This is a genomic window from Stenotrophomonas chelatiphaga, from assembly GCF_001431535.1.
GTDB classification, from domain to species: domain Bacteria; phylum Pseudomonadota; class Gammaproteobacteria; order Xanthomonadales; family Xanthomonadaceae; genus Stenotrophomonas; species Stenotrophomonas chelatiphaga.
On record NZ_LDJK01000081.1, the window covers coordinates 45,267 to 66,512 of the forward strand.

The window sequence follows — 21,246 nt, forward strand, 5'->3', positions numbered from 1 at the left end:
CCCCGCCATGACCCTGCGCCTGCACAACAACCTGACACGCCAGCTGGAAACGTTCGCCCCGCTCGATCCGGCCTGTCCGACCCTGTATGTGTGTGGCCCCACGGTCTACAACTACGTGCACATCGGCAATGCACGCGGCCCGGTCGTGTTCGGGGTGCTGGCCGACCTGCTGCGCCGTCGCTTCGGCGCCCTGCGCTATGCCCGCAACATCACCGACGTGGACGACAAGATCAACACCGCCGCGCGTGAGCAGGGCGTTCCGATCAGCACCATCACCGACCGTTTCGCCGCCGCCTACCGCGAGGACATGGCCGCGCTGGGCGTGGTGCCACCGGACATCGAACCGGAAGTCACCGCGCACATGCCGCAGATCGTGGAAATGATCGCCCAGCTGATCGACAACGGGCACGCCTATGCCGCAGAAGGCCACGTGCTGTTCGCGGTGGACACCTTCGACGGCTACGGCAAGCTCTCCCGCCGTGATCCGGAGGAAATGCTGGCAGGCGCCCGCGTGGAAGTGGCTCCGTACAAGCGCGCAGCCGGCGATTTCGTGCTGTGGAAGCCTTCCAGCGACGACCTGCCCGGCTGGGACTCGCCATGGGGCCGTGGTCGACCTGGCTGGCACATCGAATGCTCGGCGATGGCCGCCGCCCACCTGGGCCCGACCATCGACATCCATGCCGGTGGCGTGGACCTGCAGTTCCCGCACCATGAGAACGAAATCGCGCAGAGCGAGTGCGCGCATGGCGGCAAGGTGTTCGCGCGTTTCTGGCTGCACAACGGCATGCTGAACTTCGGCGGCGCCAAGATGAGCAAGTCGCTGGGCAACATCGAGCGCGTGCACGACCTGGTCCGCCAGCATCCGCCCGAAGCCCTGCGCCTGGCCCTGCTTTCCGCCCACTACCGGCAGCCGCTGGACTGGTCCGATGCGGTGATCGAGCAGGCCGGGCGCACCCTGGACCGCCTGTACGGCACCCTGCGCGACCTCGCCGACCTGCAGGCCAGTGCCCGCATACCGGCCGTGGTGGAAGCAGCCCTGGACGACGACCTCAACACGCCGCTTGCGCTGGCCGAACTGGCCCGCATCGCCGGCGAAGCGCGCAGGGCCACCGATCCGGCCGAGCGCATGCAACTGAAGCAGGACCTGCTGGGCGCCGGACTGGCGCTGGGCCTGCTGCAGCAGGATCCCGCCGCCTGGTTCGGCACCGCGGGCGGCAGCAGCGACGACGATGCGCGCATCCAGGCCCTGATCGATGAGCGTGCCGCCGCCAAGCAGGCACGGGACTTTGCCCGCTCCGACGCCATCCGCGACCAGCTGGCCGCCGAAGGGATCGTGCTGGAAGACACCGCGCAGGGCGTGCGCTGGGTGCGCAAGCGCGCCTGATCGCCCTCGTGCCGGCCCTCCCTGCCGGCCGCACTCCGCCACATGAAGAATGAAATGACCGACTCCCCGTTCCCGCTTGAAGCCACCGCCGCCGAGGCCCAGACCACCATTGCCGAGGAGTTCTCCTTCTTCGGCGACTGGTCAGAGCGCTACCAGTACCTGATCGACCTGGGCCGCAAGCTGCCGGTCTTCCCGGAAGAATGGAAGAGCGAAGAGCACCGCCTGCTGGGTTGCCAGTCGATGGTATGGATCGTGCCGGAGGGCAACGCCGATGCCCTGCACTTCCACGCGATCAGTGACTCGGCCATCGTGTCCGGGCTGATCTTCCTGGCCCTGCGCGTGTACTCCGGGCGCTCGGCGCAGGAAATCATCGATACCGAACCCAGCTACATCCAGGACATCGGCCTGTCACGGCACCTGTCGCCCACCCGCAGCAACGGCGTGGCCGCGATGCTGGCCTTCATCCGCGAAACCGCGCAGGCACAGCTGCAGTCCACGCGCCCGTGAGTCTGCCGGCCCCCACCGAAGAGACCGCACGCACGCTGCTGGCGCGCCCGGGCTTCAGCAAGCTGCTGGCCTACCGCATCTTCGCGATGCTGTCCTACCAGGTGGTTGCGGTCACCGTGGGCTGGCACATCTATGAAGTGACCCGCAATCCCTTTTCGCTGGGCCTGGTCGGCCTGGCCGAAGTGTTGCCGTTCTTCTGCGTCGCCCCGTTTGCCGGCTACCTGGTCGACCATCTGCCGCGACGCCGGCTGGGCATGGCCGCTTGCGCCGGCCTGGTGGCGACTGCGCTGGTGCTGTGCGCGGTGGCGCTGGGCTGGCTGCCGTTCCACGGCGTGTGGCCGATCTATGCCGCCATCGCGCTGACCGGCATGGTCCGTGCCTTCCTGTCACCGATCTACAACGCCCTGTTCGCCCGGGTGCTGGAGCGCCACCAGTTCGCCCGCGGCGCAGGCCTGGGCAGTGTGTTCTTCCAGGCCGGCATGGTGGTCGGCCCCGCACTGGGCGGTGTGCTGGTCGGTTGGGGCGGCAAGGGCGTGGCGTACGGCGTTGCGACCGGCTTTGCGTTGATGGCGATGGCCTGCCTGGCCACGCTGAAAGTCAGCGAGCCGGTGCACACCGGTCCGGCCGCACCGATCTTCCGCAGCATCGCCGAAGGTGCGCGCTTCGTGATCGGCAACCGGATCATGGTCGGGGCGATGGCGCTGGACATGTTCTCGGTGCTGCTGGGCGGCGTGGTGGCGATGCTGCCTGCCTTCCTGCAGGAGATCCTGCATTACGGGCCGGAAGGACTGGGCATCCTGCGTGCGGCGCCTGCCTTGGGCTCCATCGCGGTCGGCCTGTGGCTGGCCCGCCACCCGCTGCAGAAGCATGCCGGCCGCGTGCTGTTGTTCGCGGTGGCCGGTTTCGGGCTGTGCGTGATCGGCTTCGGGCTGTCGCACCACTTCTGGCTGTCGGCGCTGATCCTGCTGTTCTACGGCGCGTTCGATGGCGTTTCGGTGGTGGTGCGCTCGACCATCCTGCAGTTGGCCACGCCGGAAGAGATGCGCGGCCGCGTTTCGTCGATCAATGGCATCTTCATCAGCTCGTCCAACGAGCTGGGCGCGTTCTACGCCGGCACGATGGCGAAGTGGCTGGGACTGGTGCCGGCGGTCGTGCTGGGCGGATTCGCGGTGCTCAGCGTGGCGGGCATCACGGCGTGGAAGAACCCCACGCTGCGCCGCCTGAACCTGCGCGACCTGCAATAGATCCGGCAGCGTGACGGCCGCCGGTGGTCCGGTTGCGCCGAGCCATGCTCGGCGGGATCCAACCGCATGACGGCGAGCGGCCGTCACTACCCTGCCGGTGGTTCGGCCGCCGGTGGTCCGGTAGCGCCGAGCCCTGCTCGGCGGGATCCTGCCGCATGACGGCCAGCGGCCGTCACTGCCTGGATCGTCAGTTGCCGCAGCCCTGCAGCTTCAGCGTCTGGCCCTGGCGCAGGCTGTAGGCCGGGGCCTTCAGGCCATTGGCGCGGGCCAGCGTGGGCACGTCGCAGCTGAACTTCGCGGCGATCCGGCCCAGCGTCTCACCCTTTCCTACCTTGTGCGAGCGCACCGGCTGCGCGCGCGGCGCGGCCGGACGCGGCGCCACGACCGGCGCGGTCGGCGCGGTGCCCACCACGCTGGCTTCCGCCGCGGCGACCGGCACCACCCCGCCCACCGCCACGCTGCCGGTGAAGCTGGCCGCGCTGGGGCGCACGATCGCCGCGTTCAGATCAGCGGTGATCAGCGTGCGTGCCAGGTCAGCCCGCGGGCCGCTCACGCAGTTGCGCGTGTACAGGCCGGCGATCCGGGTGGTCGCGTTGATCAGCGTACCGGCCGGGATCCAGCCATCGGCTTCGTAACGCGGGTTGAGGTTGCGCAGGGTGCGCATGTAGCCATCCCGCGTGCCCTGGCTGCCCAGGCAGATGGTCAGCTCATAGATCGTGGTGGACTTGGCCAGGCGCACCGTCGCCGGCTGTGCGTTGACCTTCGGGAACTCCACCCCGTACTGCTGCGGGTGCAGGAAGATCCACGCCGCGGCGATCACCATCGGCACGTAGTCCTTGGTCTCGGCCGGGAATTCGCTGTACACGCTGTCTACCCAGAAGCTCTGCCCGCCGCCCTGGCGGAACACGCGCAGCGCGCGGCCTTCGCCGCCGTTGTAGCCGGCCAACGACAGCTCGATGTTGTTGTTGAGCTGGCGCATGCGCTCGTTGAGGTAGGTCGCACTGGCTTCGGCCGCGCTGCGCGCATCGAAGCGGGTGTCGAAGCCGGTGCCATCCGGGCCCAGCCCGAAACGCCGGCCGGTGGCCGGCATGAACTGCATCAGGCCGGCCGCGCCGGCGCGCGAGGAGGCGTGTACGCGACCGTTGGATTCCTTGGCCATGATGCCGAACAACAGCGCTTCGGGCAGGCCGCGCTTTTCCCATTCCGGCCACATCACCGCGCGCACGTTCTGGTAATTCTCGTAGCTGGTCAGCAGCGCCGGGCGCATGTCGGTCAGCCAGCGCCGGATGCCGGCCTGGATGGCCGGGTTGTACTCGACCATGCTGTCGAAGGCATGCCGCTTGTCGTTGAGCAGCGCCGCCGCGCGCGCCGCCTCGGGCACGTCGGCCGCCAGCGGCCCGATGTGGTCCGGGTCGGCCTGCAGGGTGTCGCCGGCCTCATCGGCCACGCTGTCATCGCCTTCGGCGTCGGCATCACGCTTCAGCAGGCGCTTGTAGGTCGCCAGCAGGGTGCTCATCTGGCAGCCCTTCTGGCCCACGCACTCGCTCAGCACGTCCTCCATGTCTTCCAGCGCTGCATCGGCCTCGCCCGCCGCCTTCGGATCGGCATTGGCCACGCGCAGCAGCGCGTCGGTGTAGCGCTTTTCGGCCACGCCCATGCGCTGCTGCAGCGCCTCGGCCTTGGCACGATCACGGGCGGAAACACGTTGCGCATGGGCATCGGGGACGGCCAGCAGCAGGCTGGCGAGGGCCAGGACGGGCAATCCACGAGCAAGCAGGACAGGAACGGGCATTTTTGGCACTGTGTGCGAATCAGGCAGGCAGAGTAGCGGTGCCGCCACGATCCGGGCAACCCGGGGCGGGCCCGCACCGCGCTGCCGGTTAACATTGCGCGCATTCATCACGAGGGATGGACCATGGACCCGATTCTGCTCGGCAAAGGCATCACCGACGACGTAGCGGTCACCCTGTTGCCGAAGCTCGGCAATCGCCACGGCCTGGTCGCCGGCGCCACCGGTACCGGCAAGACCGTGACCCTGATGACGCTGGCCGAGGGCTTCTCGCGGATCGGCGTGCCGGTGTTCCTGGCCGACGTGAAGGGCGATGTGTCCGGCCTGGCCGTGGCCGGCGCCGGTGGCGATGCGCTGCTGCAGCGCGCCGCGCAGATCGGCGTGGCCGACTACGCGCCGGCCGCCAGTCCGGCCGTGTTCTGGGACCTGTACAGCAAGCTCGGCCATCCGGTGCGCACCACCGTCAGCGAGATGGGCCCGACCCTGCTGACCCGCATCCTGGAGCTCAGCGACACCCAGGCCGGGGTGATGGACATCGTGTTCAAGCTGGCCGACGACCGCGGCCTGCTGCTGCTGGACCTGGACGACCTGCGTGCCCTGCTCGGCCTGGTGGCCGAAGAGCGCAAGGACATTTCAACCGAATACGGGCTGGTCAGTGCGCAGTCGGTGGCGGCGATCCAGCGCGCCCTGCTGCGGCTGTCACAGGACGGCGGCGAGGCGTTCTTCGGCGAACCGGCGCTGGAACTGGCCGACATCATGCGGGTCAACCACGATGGCCGCGGGGTGATCGGCATCCTGGCCGCCGACCAGCTGGTGCTCAAGCCGAAGCTGTATTCCACCTTCCTGCTGTGGCTGCTGTCGGAACTGTTCGAGACCCTGCCGGAAGTCGGCGACCTGGAAAAACCCAAGCTGGTCTTCATCTTCGACGAGGCCCACCTGCTGTTCAACGATGCGCCCCCTGCCCTGGTGCAGCGCATCGAACAGGTGGTGCGGCTGATCCGCTCCAAGGGCGTGGGCGTGTACTTCTGCTCGCAGTTCCCCGACGACGTGCCGTCCAACATCCTCGGCCAGCTGGGCAACCGCGTGCAGCATGCGCTGCGCGCCTTCACCCCACGCGACCAGAAGGCAGTGAAGACCGCTGCGGAGACCTTCGTGCCCAACCCGAAGCTGGACGTGGCACGCGTGCTGTCCTCGCTGGGCACCGGCGAAGCGCTGGTATCCACCCTGCAGGACAAGGGCATCCCGATGCCGGTGCAGCAGACGCTGATTGCCCCGCCGCGCTGCCGCATGGGGCCGGTGACCGAAGCCGAACGTGCCCAGGTGCGCGCAGGCAGTCCGGTCGGCAGCCGCTACGACACGGCGATCAACCGCGAATCGGCGGCTGAACTGCTGGCCCAGCGCGCGCAGAAGACCGTCGAACAGGCCGCTACCCCCAAGGCGCGCACGCGCGAGCAGGACGACGCGCAGGACGGCGGTTTCGGCCAGACGATCAAGGATGCGATCTTCGGCACCAAGCGCCGCCAGGGGATGATCGAAACCATGGCCAAGCAGACCACGCGCACGGTGGGCACCAAGCTGGGCAACCAGATCGTGCGCGGGATCCTCGGCGGCATCTTCGGCGGAAAGCGCTGAAGGCCCGTAAGCTGTCCCATTGCAGTTGCGTAGAGAGCAGTAGATGTCGCGTTGGCGTCCCCCCGCAGAAAAGAGCACCGCGCTGATCACCTCCGGCGGCCATGCACGCTTGAAGGCCGAGCTGGAGGACCTGTGGCGGGTGCGCCGCCCGGAGGTGGTGAAGGCACTGGCGTCTGCGGCGGCCGAAGGTGACCGCTCGGAGAATGCCGAGTACACCTACCGCAAGAAGCAGCTGGGCGAGATCGACCGCCGCGTGCGCTACCTCAGCAAGCGGCTGGAGGCGCTGCGCGTGGTCGATGGCGAACCGAGCGACGCGCAGGCGGTGTTCTTCGGTGCATGGGTGGAGCTGGAGAACGTGGACAGCGCGGAGATCAGCCGTTATCGCATCGTCGGCCCGGACGAAACCGATGCCGCCACCGGCTGGATCAGCATCGACTCACCGCTGGCGCGGGCGCTGCTGAAGAAGCGCGTGGACGATGAGTTCGAAGTCGAACTGCCCGGCGGCCGCCAGGGCTTTGCGATCCTGTCGGTGCAGTACGGCGCCGGAACGCAGGAACGGTAACGCCGGTAGCGCCGAGCCGCGCTCGGCCTGCCCCAGAAGCCGCCGACCATGGGTCGGCGCTACCGAAGCGCACGGACATTCCGGTAGCGCCGAGCCACGCTCGGCGAGCGCATCGCGCGGCTGCCCCAGAAGCCGCCGACCATGGGTCGGCGCTACCGAAGCGCACGGACATTCCGGTAGCGCCGAGCCACGCTCGGCGAGCGCATCGCGCGGCTGCCCCAGAAGCCGCCGACCCTGGGTCGGCGCTACCGAAGCGCACGGACATTCCGGTAGCGCCGAGCCACGCTCGGCGAGCGCATCGCGCAGCTGCCCCAGAAGCCGCCGACCCTGGGTCGGCGCTACCGGAACGCGCGCCCTGCATCAGTGCGGACCGAGCCCCCCAACACACAGCGGCGGCGGATACTCGCGTCCCGCCCGCAACGGACGGAAATAATCGGCCTGGGCGTACAGCCCGGCATCCTGCCGCAGGTGCCAGCCCGGGATGCCGGCCAGTGGCAATGGCCGCAGCTCCAGCGGGTCCTGCAGCACCGCCCCCGCGTCCAGCGCACGCGTCACGGCTGCAATGCAGGCATCGTCCTCCTCGCCCTGCACCACCAGGCACTTGCCCACCAGCAGCCGCTCCGGCAGCAGCGCCTGCTCCATCAGCGCATGACCGATCACTGCGGCCACGCCGATCTCCCCGCTCACCCACTGCCCTGCCCCCTGCACGAACAGCGCCTGCCAGTCGTGCGCATCCCACGCCGCGAGCAGATGCGGGTCACGCACCCGCACGATCACCCCCGATTCGTCGAATTGGGTCAGCGCGGCCTGCGCGCGGTTGCGCACCTGCCGCCCCACCTGCTGGATGTGCTGGCACTGGCGGGCATTGAGCGCCCGCTTGATGCCCGGGTACCGCGCCCACACCAGCGCGTTGAACAGGTCGTGCCAGTTGCAGGCACGGGTGGCGATCTGGCCGGTTTCGGCGATGCGCTGCTCGTAATGCCGGCCATCCGCGAGCAATGCCGCGTCCTGCTCGGCCAGCTGCTTTTCCGATAACGGCAACACCGCGTTGAGCGTTTCGATGGAAGGCCACTGCGCAGCCTCGAGCAGCCTGGAAAACGGCGCCAGTGCGCCAAACAGCGGGTGCGCGAAGCAGGCCGCATCCACCGCCTCGCGCGGTGGCGCGACGAAGCGGCGGCGGGTCGCGCTGGAATCCGAAGCGTGACGACCAGCGGTCGTCGCCCACCCGGGACCCTGCGCTTCCGGCGGAGTCACAGCATTTTCAGGTCGAGTGCCTTGCGCACGGCGGGCACGGCAGCCGGTGGCAAGGCATCGCCGTACAGATCGTGCTCGTCGCTTTCGGTGATCTCCACGTCGACGAAATCGCCGACCCGCAGGGTCACCGCATCGGCATTCTGGATATGCACCAGCCCGTCGATTTCCGGTGCGTCGGCCTTCGAGCGCGCCACGGCGATATCGCCTTCGATCGCATCGACCAGGCACTGCTGCACCGTGCCGATCTTGGCTTCCAGCCGCGACGCGGAAATCTGCGCCTGCTTTTCCATGAAGCGCGCCAGGCGTTCCTGCTTCACTTCTTCCGGTACCGGGTTGGGCAGGTCGTTGGCGGTGGCGCCTTCCACCGGCGAATACGCGAACGCGCCGACGCGGTCCAGCTGCGCCTCGTCCAGGAACGACAACAGTTCCTCGAACTCGGCTTCGGTCTCGCCCGGGAAGCCGACGATGAAGGTCGAGCGCACGGTGATGTCCGGCGCGATGCGGCGCCAGTTCTGCACCCGCTCCAGCGTCTTTTCCACCGCGCCGGGACGCTTCATCAGCCGCAGGATGCGCGGGCTGGCGTGCTGGAACGGGATGTCCAGGTAAGGCAGGATGCGGTTTTCCGCCATCAGCGGCACCATCTCGTCCACGTGCGGGTACGGGTAGACGTAGTGCATGCGCACCCAGGCATCCAGCTCGGACAGGCCTTCGCACAGCGACTTCATCCGCGTCTGGTAGGCCTTGTCGCGCCACATGCGCTCGGCGTATTTCACGTCCACGCCGTAGGCAGAGGTGTCCTGGGACACCACCAGCAGTTCGCGCACGCCGCCACGCACCAGCCGTTCGGCTTCGCGCAGCACCTCATCCACCGGCCGCGAAACCAGCTTGCCGCGCATCGACGGAATGATGCAGAAGCTGCACTTGTGGTTGCAGCCTTCGGAAATCTTCAGGTAGGCGTAATGGCGCGGGGTCAGCTTGACGCCGTAGTCCGGTACCAGGTCCACGAACGGGTCGTGGCGCGGCGGAATCGCCGCATGCACCGCTTCCATCACGCTCTGGTAGTCCTGCGGCCCGGACACCGCCAGCACGCCCGGATACGCCTCGCGGATCTGCTCCGGGCGCTTGCCCAGGCAGCCGGTGACGATCACCTTGCCGTTGGCGTTCATCGCCTCGCCGATCGCATCCAGCGATTCGGTCACCGCCGAATCGATGAAGCCACAGGTGTTGACCACCACCACGTCGGCGGCGTCGTAGGTCGGGACGATGTCGTATCCCTCTACCCGCAACTGGGTGAGGATGCGTTCGGAATCGACGAGGGCCTTCGGACAGCCAAGGCTGACGAAGCCGACTTTGGGGTTCAGCTGGGACATGGATCGGGACTCTGGGGGCCTGGGCCGGGCGTGGCCTGGGGGCCTGGATGGGACAAGTATACCGGGCCCGCTGGACGCCCCTGAACCCTGCCCCGCCGACGGCTGGCGTCGGTGCGGACGCGGCCGCCCCCTTTACCGCGATTCCGCAGCATCCTGCATGGGCACACGGCCCCGGCAGACACACGATGGAGCTGCGCACTGCGGACATCGCAGGTGCGCGGACCGGCACGCTGCCGGCATCCATCCCACAGGAGTCGCCTGATGAAACCCTTTGTCGTGACCTGCATGGCCGCCGTGCTGCTGGGCGCCGGCTTTTCGCCCGCCAATGCCGCCGCCAGCACCTACACCTGCTCCTATCGACTGTACGAGAACGGCCAACCCGTGGTCCGCCGCATCGAGTACGTCGAAGCCACCCTGCAGGCGGCCATGGCCAGGTTCGAGGCCTTCCTTGCCGACCTGAGGGCACAGGACAAGCATCCGCAGCACCTGGGATGCCGCTGAATCGCTGACAGCGCCCTGACGTACCGGAGGAGGATAATGCGATCAGAACCCTACTGAAGAGGCCTCACACGATGGGCAACTGGATCACGCTCGATACCCACCACGGAAAGGCGCAGGCCTGGGAAGTCCTGCCCGCGGGCACGCCGCGCGGCGCCCTGGTGGTCATCCAGGAGATCTTCGGCGTCAATGCGCACATGCGTTCGGTGGCCGAACGCTTCGCCGCTGAAGGCTATGCGGTGCTGGTGCCGTCCTTCTTCGACCTGCTCGATGATCACGCGGGGTCCGCCCCGCTGGAGCTGCCCTACGACAACGACGGGGTCAAGGCCGGCCTGGACGCGGTCAACGCGATCGGCGTGGAAAAGTCGCTGGTCCTGGTCCGGGCCGCGGCTACCCGGCTGGCAGGCCATGGCAAGGTCGGCACCGTCGGCTACTGCTGGGGTGGCAGCATCGCCCTGCTCGCCGCGCTGCGCCTGGGCCTGCCGTCGGTCAGCTACTACGGGGCGCGCAACGTGCAGTACCTCGATGAAACGCCGAAGGCGCCGGTGATGTTCCACTTCGGCGCGCTGGACAAGAGCATCCCGCCGGAAGCCGTCGCCGCGCACCGCGAAAAGCTGCCGACCATGGAAACCTTCGTCTACCCGGCCGACCATGGCTTCAACCGCGACGTCGGACATGCGTATGATCCAGACAGCGCCGCCCTGGCGCTGCAACGCACCCTGGACTTCTTCACGGAGCATCTTGGATGAGCGATTTTGAACTGGATTCGCGCCTGGCCAATGACAGCGTCCTGGTGGCCGAAGGGCCCCTGTCCCAGATCAGGCTGATGAACGACGAACGTTTCCCGTGGCTGGTGATCGTGCCGCGGCTGGCGGGCATCACCGAATGGATCGAACTGGACGGCGAACAGCAGGACAAGCTGCGTACCGAACTCAACCGCACCTCCAAGGCGCTGAAGTCCGAAGACGGCGTAGAGAAGATCAACATCGGCGCGCTGGGCAACATCGTGCGCCAGCTGCATTTCCACGTGATCGGCCGCCACGAGGGCGATCCGGCGTGGCCCGGTCCGGTCTGGGGCAGCGGCCAGGCACATCGGCATGACGCGGCCGAGCTGCAGCGGCGTGTCGCGCATTGGAAGGACAAGCTAGGATATCCGCCCCACCCTTGAGCGTTCGCAGACTCCGATGCGTTTCAATCTAGTCGCTGCCATCCTGCTGATCCTGGTCGGGCTGTTCATGCTCGCCACCAACCTCGGCTGGACCAACATGAACTTCACCCGCCTGCTCACCACCTGGTGGCCGGTCGGCCTGGTGGCGGTAGGCATCGGCATGCTGTTCGGCCGCGGCAAGTAAGCCACGGCCCTGGCGGTGCCGGTCCTGCCGGGCCGGCACGCCACGAATGATCAGGTACGCGGCAGGGTGACGCCGGTCTGGCCCTGGTACTTGCCGCCACGGTCCTTGTAGGACGTTTCGCAGATGTCGTCCTGGTCGGCCTGGAAGAACAGCATCTGGGCAACGCCTTCGTTGGCGTAGATGCGCGCCGGCAGCGGCGTGGTGTTGCTGAATTCCAGGGTCACGTGGCCTTCCCACTCCGGCTCCAGCGGGGTCACGTTGACGATGATGCCGCAGCGCGCGTAGGTGCTCTTGCCCAGGCACACCACCAGCGTATCGCGCGGGATGCGGAAGAACTCCACCGTACGCGCCAGCGCGAAGCTGTTGGGCGGAATGATGCACTCATCGCCCACCACGTCGACGAAGCTCTTCGGGTCGAAGTGCTTGGGGTCCACGATGGTGGAATTGATGTTGGTGAAGACCTTGAATTCGCGCGAGCAACGCACGTCGTAGCCATAGCTGGACGTGCCATAGCTGACGATGCGCTCGCCGTTGGCCTGCTTTACCTGCCCGGCTTCGAACGGCTCGATCATGCCGTGCTGTTCGGACATGCGGCGGATCCAACGGTCACTCTTGATGCTCATGCTTGGTCTCTGCTGCAGGGAGTAGATGGGGCTTGGGGTCCAATTCTACTGTGTGTGGACGTCCGGCAGGAATGAGCGTGTGTGCGGCCCAGACCGGTGCTAGCATCGACCTGTCACAGGATCGTGACATCAAGGAGATGGAACCATGAGACGCATGTCGAAGGCAGCAATCGGTCTGTTCATCCTCTCTTCTATCGCGCTGCCCTTGGGCGGGCTGGCAAATCCACCGCCTCCGCCGCCCTGTACCGGCAATCCGGTCTGTTTTGCGACCGATTCCAACGGCAACTGGGTTGTCTGCGGCCCAAGCGGCCTGTGTATCCCGCTCGAAACGTCAGCTCCGCCATTGCAGGATTGATAGTCGTTGTGGCGACCGTTCGGTTGTCCTGACGAAACCCAGAACGCCCGCTCAAGCGGGCGTTCTTCCGCGCAGGAGACCTGGCCGAAGCCCGCTCAGAGCAGCGAGGACAGGATCGGGATCGACGCGCGCGGGCGCTTGGCCAGCTCCTCCAGCAGCCGGCTGGCGGCCTGGCGGTAGGCCTGTGCCGCGCTCGACTCCGGCTGTGCAGCGGTGATCGGCGTGCCGGCATCGCCCTGCTCGCGGATGTCGATCTGCAGCGGCAGCGATCCCAGCAGCGGCACGCCGTACTGGGCAGCCATCTTCTCCCCGCCACCGTGGCCGAACAGATGCTCCACCTGGCCACAGTTGCTGCAGGTATGCACGGCCATGTTTTCCACGATGCCCAGCACCGGCACCTCGACCTTCTCGAACATCTTCAGCGCCTTGCGCGCATCCAGCGTGGCGATGTCCTGCGGGGTGGTGACGATCACCGCGCCGGCCAGCGGAATCTTCTGGGTCAGGGTCAGCTGGATGTCACCGGTGCCCGGCGGCAGGTCGATCAGCAACACGTCCAGGTCGTCCCACAGGGTGTCGTTGAAGAACTGGGTCATCGCCGAGGTGGCCATCGGCCCGCGCCAGATCATCGGCGTCTCGTCATCGATCAGGTAGCCGATCGACATGGTGTCCACGCCGAACGCGCGCGGCGGCTCGATGCTCTTGTTGTCCGGGCTTTCCGGACGGCCGGAAAGGCCCATCATCGCCGGCACCGACGGGCCGTAGATGTCCGCATCCAGCAGGCCAACGCGCACGCCCAGCTGCTGCAGCGCCACCGCCAGGTTCACCGAGGTGGTGCTCTTGCCGACCCCACCCTTGCCCGAGCCCACCGCGACGACGTTGCGGATGCGCGCATGCGGGCTCAGTCCTTTCTGGACCTGGCTGGCGTGGGGGCGGCGTTGCGGGTTGTTCACTGCGGTGCTCCGGAATCGTAAAGACGGTCGGCTGCCATGATACGTGTGCCGAGCCTGTCCACCGAATGCCTCTTGCGCGCCGGCATGACCTTCGACACCCTTGCAGGCTTGGCCGGAGGCGTATCGTCCGGCCTATGGCCCCCTGGGGCCTTTCCCAGACATCACGCGGCCCGGAGGCCAAACAAAGTGACCCGTACCCCCAAGATCGTCCTGTTGACCCTGGCCGTTTCGGCCGCGCTGGTCGGCTGCGGCAAGAACGAAACCCCGGCCAAGGAAGGCGCCGCCTCCACCCCGGCCGCGGCCGCAGAAGCCCACACCTACACCCTGGACCAGGCCAAGCTGCCGGCGTACAACGCCTTCCAGCCCAGCGACCTGGACACCACGCTGGACGCGTGCAACGCCTTCGGCGACTACGTCAACAGCAAGTGGCTGGCCGCCAATGAAATCCCGGCCGACCGCACCAGCTGGGGCGCCTTCACCATCCTCGACGAGCGTTCGGTCGCCGCCCAGCACCAGCTGGCCGAGCAGGTCGCGCAGGTCAAGAACCCGAACCACATTGAAAAGGTGGTCGGTGACCTGTGGGCCACCGGCATGGACGAGGCCAAGATCAATGCCCAGGGCATCGAGCCGCTGAAGGCTGACCTGGCCGCCATCGACGCGCTGGCCGACAAGGCCGCCATCGCCGCCTACCTGCGCGACACCGCCGCCAAGGGTGAAAACCTGCTGTTCGGCTTCGGCGCCGAAGCGGACTTCAAGAACTCCGCGGTGAACATGGCCTACGCCAGCCAGGGCGGCCTGGGCCTGCCGGACAAGACCTTCTACACCGACGCCGCCAAGGCCGACAAGCTGCAGGCCTACCAGGCCCACGTGGCCAAGGTGCTGGAGCTGGCCGGCGTGCCGGCCGCCGATGCCGCCACCCAGGCCGCCGAGGTGATCAAGTTCGAAACCCGCCTGGCCAAGGCCTCCAAGTCCAGCGTCGAACTGTCGCGCGACGTCTCGCTGTACTACCACCCGGTCACCCTCGCCGAAGCCGATACCCTGACCCCGAACTTCAGCTGGACCGAGTTCTTCAAGAGCCAGGGCGTGGCCGCGCCGGAGAAATTCTCGCTGGCCATCCCCGCTTTCCATGAAGAAGTCAGCAAGGCGCTGGGCGATACCGATCCGGCCGTGTGGCGCGCCTACCTGCGCTTCCACACAGTGGACAGCGCTTCGCCGTACCTGAGCGATGCCTTCGCCAACGAGAACTATGCCTTCTACGGCAAGACCCTCAACGGCCAGAAGGAACAGAAGCCGCGCTGGAAGCGCGTGCTGGGCACCATCGAAAACGGCGCCGGCGAAGCCTTCGGCCAGCTGTACGTCAAGGTCGCCTTCTCGCCGGAAGCAAAGGCGAAGATGGAAACGCTGGTGAAGAACCTCGCCGATTCGCTCAAGGAGCGTATCCAGGGCCTGGCGTGGATGAGCGATGAGACCAAGGCCAAGGCCATCGCCAAGTGGGAAACCTTCACCCCGAAGATCGGCTACCCGGACAAGTGGCGCGACTGGTCGGGCCTGGAAACCGGCCGTGACAGCTTCCTCGGCAACGTCCGCGCTGCCAACGCCTTCAACTACAAGTTCAACCTGGCCAAGGTCGGCCAGCCGGTGGACAAGACCGAGTGGGGCATGACCCCGCAGACCGTCAACGCCTACTACAATCCGCTGCAGAACGAGATCGTGTTCCCGGCCGCCATCCTGCAGCCGCCGTTCTTCGATCCCAACGCCGACGACGCGCTGAACTACGGCGGCATCGGTGCGGTGATCGGCCACGAAATGACCCACGGTTACGATGACCAGGGCAGCCGTTTCGGCCCGACCGGCAACTTCGAAAACTGGTGGACCGAAGCGGACAGCAAGAACTTCTCCGGCCTGACCGGCAAGCTGGTCAAGCAGTTCGACGAGTACAAGGTGGATGGCCAGGCCGTGAACGGCAGCCTGACCCTGGGCGAGAACATCGCCGACCTGGGCGGCTTGGCAACCGCCTACGATGCGCTGCAGAAGGCATCGGCCGGCAAGGAAGACCCGAAGGTCGATGGCTTCACCCGCGACCAGCGCTTCTTCTTCAACTGGGCCACCGTGTGGCGCACCAAGTACACCCCGGAAAACGCCAAGGTCCGCCTGGCCACCGATCCGCACGCACCGGCGCAGTTCCGCGCGATGGGCGCGCCGTCGAACCTGCCGAGCTTCGCCGCCGCGTTCCAGTGCAAGGCCGGCTCGCCGATGTCGCGCGCTGGCGATGCCAAGGTCGTGATCTGGTAAGCCACGGCTGACGCCGCGTTGAAAGCAAGGCCCGGGGAAACCCGGGCCTTTTTCGTTGGCGCTGGCGGGCCCAGGGAGGATCGGCGCCGGCGTGCACGCCGTGCATGCCGTGCACATCTCCGGCTTGCTATAGTTCGCCCGCCCTTAATCCATCATGGATTTGCTCTACATGCCCAATCTTCGTCCGCTTGCCATCTCCCTGGGCGTCAGCCTGGCCATGCTGGTTCCCGCCCACGATGCGCTCGCCGCCAAGAAGAAGGCTGCACGTGCGCCGGCCGTCAGCGCGCAGTGCACCGATTTCCACGACGCCACCAACGCCGCCTGGCTGAAAGCCAACCCGGTGCCGCAGACCGGCGCCACCACCGCGCTGGGCCAGCTGGTCGAGCGCAGCCGACTGCAGCAGCGCGCGCTGCTGGACGGCGCCATGGCCAGCCCGCAGGGTAACGTGCAGAAGCTGCTCGGCGACTTCTGGGCCAGCGGCCTGGACGAAGCAGCAGTGGAAGCCGATGGCTCCAACCCGATCGCCCCGCTGCTGACCCGCATCAACGCCATCAAGCGCGCCAAGGATGTACCCGCATCGATCGCCGCCCTGCACCAGGTCGGCATCCCGGTGGCCTTCAACTTCAGCCCGGACGTGGACCTGAAGGCGCTGGACCGCCACATCGGCTACTTCATGCAGGGCGGCATGGGCCTGCCGGACCCGGCCTTCTACACCCGCACCGACGCCGACACCGTCGCGGTGATGGGCCGCTACCGCGCCTACGTCAAGCAGATCCTGGCGCTGACCGGCACCGCGGCTGACAAGCTGGATGCCGAAGTCGCTGCGGTGATCGCGCTGGAAACCGAGCTGGCGCGCAACGCGCAGTCGCTGGCCGACCTCAACAACCCGTTCCGCAACTACGCCCCGATCTCCACCCGCGACCTCAACGGCCGCTACAAGAACCTGCAGCTGGACGCCTTCCTGAAGGCGCAGGGCGTCAACGACGACCTGGTGTCGCTGTCCGACGAAGCGCTGTTCCAGGCGTTGGACGGCATGGTCACCCGGATCAAGCCGGACCAGTGGAAGGCCTACCTGCGCTGGCGCGTGGGTGATGCGATGGCACCTTACCTGTCCAAGGCCTACCGCGATGCCGAGTTCGAATTCCGCGGCCGCGTGCTGCGCGCGCAGACCCTGCCCGCCCCGCGCTGGGAGCAGGTGCTGGATGCGATCAACGTTGCTGCCGGCCCGATGCTGGGCCGCGAATACGCTGCCAAGCACCTGAGCGCCGAAGATCGCCGCCAGGCCGCGTGGATCATCGACAAGCTGCGCGAAACGCAGATCGAGGCAGTCAAGCGCAGCACCTGGCTGAGCGCCGAGGCCAAGGCCGAAGCGGAAGCCAAGCTGGGCGCGCTGAAGATCGAGATCGGCACTCCCCTGCGCGACCTGGATTACAGCGTGCAGCCGATGGGCCGTGGCAGCTTCGGCGGCAACATGCTGATCGCTTCCACCTGGCGCCACCGCGAAGAAATGAAGCGCATCGGCCGTGGCAACGCGGACCGTCGCTGGGACGTGCTGCCGCAGCAGCCGTCGCTGGCGTATGACCTGGCGCAGAATCGCCTGATCGTCACCGCCGCCGCCCTGCAGGACCCGATATTCAACGCCCAGTCCAGCGCGGCCCACAAGTTCGGCAGCTACGGCGCGCTGGTCGGCCATGAACTGACCCGTGCGATCGATGCCAAGGGCGCGCTGATCGACGCGCGTGGCGAACTGCGCAGCTGGTGGACCCCGGCCGACAAGACGGCCTGGACCCTGCTCGGCACGCGCATGGCCACCCAGTACAGCGCCTACGATTTCCCGGGCGTAAAGGGTGCCAAGGTCAACGGCGCGCTCACCGCGGACAACAACCTGGCTGACCTGGCCGGGCTGGAACTGGCCTGGGATGCTTACCGCGCCGTCGAAACCAACGCCAAGCCGGCCGACCAGCAGGGCTTCTTCACCGCCTGGGCCGCCCTGTGGCCGCAGCAGCTGTCGCCCAACGAGGCGGCCGCACGTGCCAGCATGGATATCGAAGCGCCGGGCAAGTGGCGTACCAATGGCCCGCTGGCCAACCTGCCGGCCTTCGGCGCCAGCTTCACCTGCAAGCCGGGCCAGCCGATGCAGCGTACCGACGCCGAACAGATCCGCGTCTGGCGTTGAGTTGCCTGCTCTTGCAGCAGCAGAAAGGGCGCCCGCAGGGGCGCCCTTTTTCGTGGCCGATGCAGCGTCAGCGTGTCAGAAGTCGTACGAGGCGGTCAGCCGGACCGAGCGCGGTGCGGTGAAGTAGGTGCCGATGCCGTAGATGTTGGACACGGTGTAGGGGCCCTCTTGGTACTTGGCTTCGGACTGAAGCGGGCGGCGCTGGTTGAGCACGTTGAACACATCCAGCCCGAACGCGAGCTGCTTCTGCGCAAACGCGGGGCGATACATCACGCCGAGGTCGAGGCGGGCCGTCCACGGCTGACGACCGGCATCGCCAGGACGCGACGGGCTGCCATTGCAGTAGTGGTATGACGATCCGTATCTGATCGGGTCACTTTCATCGGCTCCGTAGTAACCCAGGCAGGTTTTCGGCGCACCGGACATCACCCGCAGCGTGGCCGATGCCGTCCATTCGTCGGTGAACTGGTACGCGCCGTAGCCCTTCAGCTGGTGTCGACGGTCGTTGGCCAGGTAGCCTCCGGCGTACTCCATCAGGTACGACGAATCCCAGTCCTGGGTCTTGGACACATCCTTCTGGCCCAGGTCCGACTTCACCTGGCCTTCGGTGTTGCCGAAGTTGCGCGACCAGGTGTAGTCCACGCGGCCGTACCAGTTGTTGCGCATCGGGTGCTCGACGAACAGGTCAACCGCCACGTAGTCACGCTTGGCCTTCTGCCCGCCCAGTCCCCAATCGGCACCGCTCATGCTCACCGGGACGTAGCCCGACCCGTCGCGCTTCTTCACCAGGAAGGTATTGGTCTTGCCCGGATTGAAGATCACGCAGCCGGGGAGATCCAGTGCGCTGGAATCCACGCCCATCGCGTCCAGCTTGTCGCTGATGCGGCCGGCATCGCAGGTGTCGTCGATCGCGGTCTGCAGACGACGGTAGGTCGCCTTGGCACCGCTGTTCCAGGAATCGCCGAGGGTCTTTTCGAAGCCCAGGATCAGCTCGTCCTGGAACTGCGACTTCAGGTCCGACGGCGCCACGCTGCGCGGGTCCGGGGTCTGCCAATATTCATTGTTGGACGATACCGGGCCCGGTCCCAGCGCGGTCAGGCCGGTCGGGTTGCCGTTGGCATCGATGCCGCTGTAGGTGAAATACTCCCGGGTATAGGTCGACGCCGATGCACCGCGGATGGCCACGCTGTTGGGCAGCGCCAGGTAGTAGCGCCCCAGGTTGGCGAAGACCTTCAGCGAAGAATCGCCGAACACATCCCACGCCGCGCCCAGCCGCGGGGCCCACTGGTCACCACTTTCCACATAAGCGGCACCGGCGCTGTTGTAGTTGGTGAACTTGTCGTTGCGCAGGCCCAGCGTCAGCAGCCAGTCCGGCGTCACCTGCCAGCGGTCTTCCAGGTAATACGCTTTCTGCTGCAGTGACATGCTGGTGGTGCTGGAGAAGATGTACTTCTGCACGAAGTAGCCGTCACCGCCGGGCGGGGTGATGCCGAAGCCCGGCGCAGGCGAAGAGCCCGGGGCGATGCGCGAATAGATCCAGGCATGGCCCGGCCCGGTCATGGCCTGGCCTTCGTTGCTGGCGTTGAACGTCATGTTGTCGATGCCGGCGGTGAGCTCGTGGTCACCGATGCGGTACTGCAGGTCCACGCGCAAGCCGCGTGTACTGCTGCCCGCATTGGATGCCTTGTCATTGATCGCAACCTGGTCGTTGCGGATCGGCCTGCCGCCGGTCATCGCGGGATCCTGGTTGTTGGCGCCGCTGATGAACGGGTTGGACGAATCCAGCGGATTCGCGTCCAGGTTGCGCTGCCTGCTGCGCCCCCACAGCGCACTCAGCGTCAGGTCATCGCTGAGGTAGCTGGTGAACTTGAAGATGTCGTAGTTGTCTTTCAGCTTGGTGGTGTTGGCGAACGTGCCGGTGCGTTCGCCCTCGCTGCGGGTCGCGTAGTCGTAGCTGCGGTGGTAGGCGTCGTAGCGATCCGTGTTCTGGATGCGGGTGTACTCCAGCGTGTTGCTGTCGTTGATGTTCCAGTCGATCTTGCCGTAGAACTTCGGCGCATTGATGGTGTAATGGCGCTTCACCTGCTGTGCCGATTCGATGTTGTGGGTCAGAACGCCGCTGGACTTGTCGACCTCGCCAGCCACGTGCACGAACAGCCGGTCCTCGATCAGCGGCCCGCTGACGTAGCCGCTGTAGGTGGTGCGGTCGGCGCCATCGCCCCGCCGCGAACGGTACAGCGAACCGGGAAGGGTCGGATCCTCCAGTTCGTACCCCGCCGGCAGGGCACGGTCCGGGTAGAGAATGTCGCGCGGCGATTCGGCCAGCGCTGCCGGTTGCCAGGTGGTCTGCACCCCGAAGCGCCACTGGTTGGTACCGCGCTTGCCGAGCTGGTTGATCACCCCGCCGGTGGAGCGTCCGTAACTGGCACCGTAGCCGCCGGTGAAGGTTTCCTGCTGGTCGATCGACCCGTAGGGCAGGCTCACGCCACCGATGTTGTTCAGTGGATTGGTGGCGTTGAATCCGTTGAGGTAGTAGGCGTTTTCGGTGACGCTGGCGCCGCCGAAGGACAGCGACGAACGCGAGCCGTTGAGGAACGCCTCACTGCCGGCGACCACGCCCGGCGCCAGCAGCGCGATCGCTTCGGCACTGCGGCCCAGCGGCAGCACATCCAGCTGTTCGGAGGTGATCACCGAGCGCGAAACGGTGTTGGTGACATCGATCTTCGGCAGCTGGGCTGCCGTCACGGTCACGGTTTCCAGCGTGGTGGCCGCCGCTTCAGCAAAGGAAACATCGGTGCCGGCGCCGACCTTCAGCTGCACGTTGTCGCGCTGCTGCACCACTTTGCCATCGCGTTGCAGGGTCACCGTGTACTTGCCGACCGGCAGTGCCCCGAGTGTGTAACGGCCGTTGGCATTCACCTCCACGGTGCGCTTCAGGCCGCTGTCGCTCTCCACGATGATCGAGGCGCCCGCAGCGCCCGGTGCGCTGCCGTAGAGGGAGCCGGTGGTGCTCTGTGCGGAGGCCGCGCCGATGATCGACATCAGGGCCACGACGATGCTGGTCCGCTTCAATGACGCGGCCCGCTTCATGCTGCTCATGCAAACTCCTTGTCCAAAGGGAAGCAGGCCGCGGCTCACCGCAGATCTGCGCCTCAAGTTGAACAAGCAGCTGAACGGCAAGCCTACAAAGAACGCGACATGACCGTGTTTCAGGGCTGATATCGCCGTGCACTGCCGTGATCAGCGCGGGTTCCGCAC

At 66.9% G+C, this 21,246-nt stretch carries 18 protein-coding genes; 12 read left to right on the forward strand and 6 right to left on the reverse strand.

The window, feature by feature from the left end; all coding sequences use genetic code 11:
• Positions 1 to 7: 7 nt before the first annotated feature.
• From cysS to ABB28_RS15410, 3 genes are read left to right on the forward strand one after another with little or no spacing between them, the layout of a single operon-like run.
• Entirely contained in the window at positions 8 to 1,384 is a 1,377-nt protein-coding gene (gene cysS, locus ABB28_RS15400; protein ID WP_057687256.1) for a cysteine--tRNA ligase, read from the forward strand.
• Between the two features lie 54 nt (positions 1,385 to 1,438).
• Positions 1,439 to 1,891 (forward strand): SufE family protein, encoded by a 453-nt coding sequence (locus tag ABB28_RS15405; RefSeq protein ID WP_057687257.1) that lies wholly within the window; start codon positions 1,439 to 1,441, stop codon positions 1,889 to 1,891.
• On the forward strand, positions 1,888 to 3,135 hold the full coding sequence (locus ABB28_RS15410; RefSeq protein ID WP_057687258.1) for an MFS transporter: 1,248 nt from the start codon (positions 1,888 to 1,890) through the stop codon (positions 3,133 to 3,135). The genes ABB28_RS15405 and ABB28_RS15410 overlap by 4 nt, the downstream gene beginning before the upstream one ends.
• A gap of 187 nt (positions 3,136 to 3,322) precedes the next feature.
• Here ABB28_RS15410 and ABB28_RS15415 read toward each other — a convergent pair whose 3' ends face one another.
• Positions 3,323 to 4,927 carry a transglycosylase SLT domain-containing protein gene (locus ABB28_RS15415; RefSeq protein ID WP_057687259.1) on the reverse strand — a complete coding sequence of 535 codons (1,605 nt, stop codon included), beginning with the start codon at positions 4,925 to 4,927 and terminating at the stop codon, positions 3,323 to 3,325.
• Positions 4,928 to 5,050: 123 nt separating this feature from the next.
• On the opposite strand from ABB28_RS15415, the gene ABB28_RS15420 reads away from it, so the two are divergent.
• Both ABB28_RS15420 and greB read left to right on the forward strand, forming a co-directional pair.
• The gene (locus ABB28_RS15420; RefSeq protein WP_057687260.1) at positions 5,051 to 6,556 is read left to right on the forward strand and encodes a helicase HerA-like domain-containing protein; all 1,506 of its coding nucleotides are present in this window, start codon (positions 5,051 to 5,053) and stop codon (positions 6,554 to 6,556) included.
• A 43-nt stretch (positions 6,557 to 6,599) separates the two neighbouring features.
• A complete protein-coding gene (gene greB / locus ABB28_RS15425) occupies positions 6,600 to 7,118 on the forward strand; it encodes a transcription elongation factor GreB (protein WP_057687261.1) in 519 nt (172 codons plus the stop codon).
• A gap of 360 nt (positions 7,119 to 7,478) precedes the next feature.
• On the opposite strand, the gene ABB28_RS15430 is transcribed toward greB, so the two are convergent.
• Both ABB28_RS15430 and rimO read right to left on the reverse strand, forming a co-directional pair.
• Positions 7,479 to 8,372 carry a DUF3025 domain-containing protein gene (locus tag ABB28_RS15430; RefSeq protein WP_057687262.1) on the reverse strand — a complete coding sequence of 298 codons (894 nt, stop codon included), beginning with the start codon at positions 8,370 to 8,372 and terminating at the stop codon, positions 7,479 to 7,481.
• Complete coding sequence (gene rimO, locus ABB28_RS15435; protein ID WP_057687263.1) at positions 8,369 to 9,742, reverse strand: 30S ribosomal protein S12 methylthiotransferase RimO; 1,374 nt, start codon at positions 9,740 to 9,742, stop codon at positions 8,369 to 8,371. Before rimO ends, ABB28_RS15430 begins: the two co-directional genes overlap by 4 nt.
• A gap of 261 nt (positions 9,743 to 10,003) precedes the next feature.
• On the opposite strand from rimO, the gene ABB28_RS15440 reads away from it, so the two are divergent.
• The 4 genes from ABB28_RS15440 to ABB28_RS18210 all read left to right on the forward strand — a co-directional run bounded on the left by ABB28_RS15440 (position 10,004) and on the right by ABB28_RS18210 (position 11,592).
• Positions 10,004 to 10,243, forward strand: coding sequence for a hypothetical protein (locus ABB28_RS15440; protein WP_057687264.1), 240 nt, complete (start codon positions 10,004 to 10,006; stop codon positions 10,241 to 10,243).
• Positions 10,244 to 10,314: 71 nt separating this feature from the next.
• Positions 10,315 to 10,989: a dienelactone hydrolase family protein gene (locus ABB28_RS15445; protein WP_057687265.1), complete on the forward strand. Its 675-nt coding sequence runs from the start codon at positions 10,315 to 10,317 to the stop codon at positions 10,987 to 10,989.
• Positions 10,986 to 11,408, forward strand: coding sequence for an HIT domain-containing protein (locus ABB28_RS15450; protein WP_057687266.1), 423 nt, complete (start codon positions 10,986 to 10,988; stop codon positions 11,406 to 11,408). Before ABB28_RS15445 ends, ABB28_RS15450 begins: the two co-directional genes overlap by 4 nt.
• Before the next feature lie 16 nt (positions 11,409 to 11,424).
• Positions 11,425 to 11,592 carry a LiaI-LiaF-like domain-containing protein gene (locus ABB28_RS18210; protein WP_042614080.1) on the forward strand — a complete coding sequence of 56 codons (168 nt, stop codon included), beginning with the start codon at positions 11,425 to 11,427 and terminating at the stop codon, positions 11,590 to 11,592.
• Between the two features lie 50 nt (positions 11,593 to 11,642).
• On the opposite strand, the gene dcd is transcribed toward ABB28_RS18210, so the two are convergent.
• Entirely contained in the window at positions 11,643 to 12,215 is a 573-nt protein-coding gene (dcd, locus tag ABB28_RS15455; protein WP_042614081.1) for a dCTP deaminase, read from the reverse strand.
• Between the two features lie 145 nt (positions 12,216 to 12,360).
• Here dcd and ABB28_RS18060 point away from each other — a divergent pair, with 145 nt between their 5' ends.
• On the forward strand, positions 12,361 to 12,570 hold the full coding sequence (locus ABB28_RS18060) for a hypothetical protein (protein ID WP_152983491.1): 210 nt from the start codon (positions 12,361 to 12,363) through the stop codon (positions 12,568 to 12,570).
• A 95-nt stretch (positions 12,571 to 12,665) separates the two neighbouring features.
• Here ABB28_RS18060 and apbC read toward each other — a convergent pair whose 3' ends face one another.
• Entirely contained in the window at positions 12,666 to 13,520 is an 855-nt protein-coding gene (apbC, locus tag ABB28_RS15460; protein ID WP_057687267.1) for an iron-sulfur cluster carrier protein ApbC, read from the reverse strand.
• Between the two features lie 186 nt (positions 13,521 to 13,706).
• Between apbC and ABB28_RS15465 the strand changes: the two genes are divergently transcribed.
• Both ABB28_RS15465 and ABB28_RS15470 read left to right on the forward strand, forming a co-directional pair.
• Entirely contained in the window at positions 13,707 to 15,812 is a 2,106-nt protein-coding gene (locus tag ABB28_RS15465) for a M13 family metallopeptidase (RefSeq protein ID WP_057687268.1), read from the forward strand.
• Positions 15,813 to 15,981: 169 nt separating this feature from the next.
• On the forward strand, positions 15,982 to 17,988 hold the full coding sequence (locus ABB28_RS15470; protein WP_057687269.1) for a M13 family metallopeptidase: 2,007 nt from the start codon (positions 15,982 to 15,984) through the stop codon (positions 17,986 to 17,988).
• A gap of 75 nt (positions 17,989 to 18,063) precedes the next feature.
• On the opposite strand, the gene ABB28_RS15475 is transcribed toward ABB28_RS15470, so the two are convergent.
• Positions 18,064 to 21,087, reverse strand: coding sequence for a TonB-dependent receptor (locus ABB28_RS15475; protein ID WP_057687270.1), 3,024 nt, complete (start codon positions 21,085 to 21,087; stop codon positions 18,064 to 18,066).
• Positions 21,088 to 21,246: the final 159 nt, after the last annotated feature.